This window comes from Streptomyces sp. NPDC031474, from assembly GCF_055581185.1.
In genome coordinates this window covers 1-2,881 of the sequence record NZ_JBVIJX010000072.1, presented here as the reverse complement: position 1 = coordinate 2,881, position 2,881 = coordinate 1, and the positions used below count along the sequence as shown (strand labels likewise).

Here is a 2,881-nt window from a genome sequence, read left to right as displayed (position 1 = left end):
GATCCCCGTGGGTTCAAGGAAGCCGAAGGTCCTTCAGCTTGAACCCACGGGTCCGCCGGTCTGCTTCAGGTGGGTAGATCCGTGGGTTCGGTTGGAACACGAGGATGCTGTGCAAGCCGAAGAGCTTCGGTCGTGACCTCGGCGTCGACCTGTGCCTGTGTTCTGTCGCCGTATTCGAGGACGTCGTAGTCGTCGTCCAGGTTGGCGAGTCGTTCGGCCAGAGGCAGCTCGTGTCCGAAGCGCTGGTGGATCCGGAAGGCCAGCTCGCGTGGTGTCAGTTCGCCGGCCAGCATCCGGGCGGCAAGTGCTCGCGCGGCGGCTTCCTGTCCGGCAACGCTGCCGGCTGGGTGGAAGGTGAGGCCCAGTTCGTCGAGTGCCGGTGGAAGGAGATCGGGGACGTCGTAATCCGCCTCCGCGCGTGTGCACGCGGCCAAGATCCGCAGGGCAGGACTGTCGAGGCCGGCAACGAGTGCATCACAGGCGGCAGTGACGACGTCGGTTGCGCGGATCTCGCCCATGCTCCAGAGGACGGCATGGTCCTGTAGAGCGGTTGCTGCTGCTTCGGTCGAGGTCACTCGCTCATGATTGCCTTCATCGTGCGTCCGGTCGAGCAGGTTTCATCGAAGCTGCTGTTCAGCGGCCTGTTCCAACAGCGCCCGCGCGGAGTCCGTGTAGCGAATCGCGGTCTTCGCATCGAGTCCGAAGACCTCGGCGAGGTGGAGGGGGTCAGGACCATGGACGAGGGCTTCTTCGAGCTGCCGGTCGACGCGGAACTGTTCCAGGGTGGCGGCCTGGCCGCGAAGCGGTGTGGTCAAGGAGAGCGCGCTGACCGGACCGGTGCCCAAGGCGGTGAACTTGTTGATCAACAGGTGCGGGTTAGCAGTGTCGGGCCAGCGGCAGCGTCGGTGGTCCAGCCACTCGCGGGCGACGTGCAGTGTCAGCGCGTCCAGAGGCCGGACCCGGCCGTCGATCACGAGTTTGCGATTGCCGGTGTCGAGGTCGTCGAGTTGAAGGCGCCGGATCGCACCGGATCGCGCGGCGTGCACCGCGGCGAGCGCGAGGACCAGCCGGTCCGCCGGCTTGGCGACCGCGGCAACGGAGTTGTTGACGTGCTCGGGCTCCAGGGGTTGGAGGATGCCGTACTCGTGCTGGCCAACGCGGATGCGGCTGGTCGGATTCTTGAAGATGGTGCCGCTCTTCTTCGCTCGGCCGAACAGCGACCGCAGCACGATGAGCGTGTGCCGTCGCTGGCTGCCGTGGAGGGCATCGAGCTGGGTGAGGACGTCGTCGCGTGTCACCTCGCGCAGATGGCCGTAGGGGACAGACCACTCCAGCAGGACAGGACGGATCCGGTTGAGGTAGCCCCAGACCGTGGCCTCGTCGCGGGGCTGGGACCTGGGGCCACCGTCGTGCAGGAGGCGGGCCCAGTGCTCCACGTCACGGCGGATTCCGGGGGCGATGCCTTCGAGCTTGCGCTCTAGCCACTGTTCGAACGACGGCGTCCGGTCGTCTTGGAAGACGCCGATGTCGGCGAGTACTTCCACTGTGCGTTGGACGCTGAGCCCGCGGGATCGCAGGGCCGGGAAGATCTCGGAGTGCCGCACGACTTCGCCGCTGGCATGGCTGGACAGCACGATGACCAGGGCTCGGCCGACGTCGAGGCGGACACCGCGAGGCCAGCCATGTGCTTCGCCGAGACGATGTGCGCTATGCCGGGCCCAGGCCAGCCACGGGTTGTCGAGCCGGGCATGTTCCTGGCGATTGAACCGGGTGAAATCTCGGCGGGCCTCGAACAGCGGCGGCTGGAGCCAGCCGGAGACCGGCCGGTGGGCGGGGGTCGGGTCGGGGTGGCGCGGGCGACCCCGACGTCGTCCCTGCTTACCTCTGGGAGGGCCGGGTTGACGCGGACGGTGGAGGTTGGTGAAGAACAGTTGATGATGCTGCACCTTCTCCAAGTAGGGCTCCAAGACGGTGACTTGTCCCCTGGCGTCCTGGCTCGCCTGATGCCAGCACAGACGGCAGTAGCCCTTCTTCAACCGCACTGTTCGCCGACAGCCGCTGCATTCGGCAGGCTCCTCGTTGCGGCGGAAACTCTCGCATGCGCCGCAGGCGCGGCCGGGCAGCACGCCCCAGCCGAAGCAGGTCGGGCAACTGGCTGGCGGTTTGCACTTGCCCGCCGGCAGAACGTAGGCCATCACATCGGCGGCAGAGACCGGCCGTCACGGCGACGCGGAACCACCACCGGGGCCGGGCCAGCTGCAACGGCGGCCTGCAGGCCGGTCTCCTCGCCGGGGCGCCGGACTTTCTCCGGCTCGGGGATCAGCAGATCGCTGATCTCGCAGCCGAGGGCGACGCAGATGACGTCAAGGTCCTCCAGCTTGAGTGAGACGGGCTGGCCGGACCACAGTCCGGACATCTTCCCGGCCGAGATCACCAGGCCGTGCTCTGCCAGGCTCCGCTGGAGCTCGGAGGCTTTCCAGACGCCCTTGTTCGCGGCGGTCAGCCGTAGGTTCCACCTCATCGGACCAGTCCTTCCAGCCGCTTCGCGGCCCGTTCCGTTCCGGCGACCCAGGCATCTTCAACCCGGGTCTGCTGCACGTGGATGTATCGCATGGTCGTAGCGATCCAGGAGTGCCCCAAAACCTCCTGGATTGCGATCAAGTCAAGCCCGTTTCGGTAGAGTTGGGACGCGCAGAAATGTCGAAGGACGTGCGGAGTCAGCGTCTCGCCCCACCCCGGCAGGTGCGCTTTGGCCGCGCCCTTGAGCCCGCTTCGCAGGGCGTCGTCGCCCACCCGGCGGGAGGAGCCATCGGTGCTCTTGCGCTCGGAGGGAAACAGCGGGGCACCGGGGCGTGTGTGATCGTCGTCGAACTGGCCCCAG

Annotated in this window: 4 protein-coding genes; all 4 read right to left on the bottom strand. The window is 67.3% G+C overall.

Annotated features, from left to right (window positions below):
* Positions 1 to 65: 65 nt before the first annotated feature.
* Complete coding sequence (locus tag ACZ5SK_RS48465; RefSeq protein WP_334575057.1) at positions 66 to 575, bottom strand: hypothetical protein; 510 nt, start codon at positions 573 to 575, stop codon at positions 66 to 68.
* A gap of 42 nt (positions 576 to 617) precedes the next feature.
* On the bottom strand, positions 618 to 2,195 hold the full coding sequence (locus ACZ5SK_RS48460) for a hypothetical protein (protein ID WP_334575058.1): 1,578 nt from the start codon (positions 2,193 to 2,195) through the stop codon (positions 618 to 620).
* A complete protein-coding gene (locus ACZ5SK_RS48455; RefSeq protein ID WP_329164893.1) occupies positions 2,195 to 2,521 on the bottom strand; it encodes a helix-turn-helix domain-containing protein in 327 nt (108 codons plus the stop codon). The genes ACZ5SK_RS48460 and ACZ5SK_RS48455 overlap by 1 nt, the downstream gene beginning before the upstream one ends.
* Positions 2,518 to 2,881: tyrosine-type recombinase/integrase (locus ACZ5SK_RS48450; RefSeq protein ID WP_468578105.1), on the bottom strand; the 364-nt coding region annotated here is incomplete at its 5' end. The genes ACZ5SK_RS48450 and ACZ5SK_RS48455, both read right to left, overlap by 4 nt.

Excerpts from the sequence above, each read along its gene's own strand:
- ACZ5SK_RS48460 (WP_334575058.1), bottom strand. The coding sequence starts at position 2,195 with ATGGCCTACGTTCTGCCGGCGGGCAAGTGCAAACCGCCAGCCAGTTGC.
- ACZ5SK_RS48455 (WP_329164893.1), bottom strand. The coding sequence starts at position 2,521 with ATGAGGTGGAACCTACGGCTGACCGCCGCGAACAAGGGCGTCTGGAAA.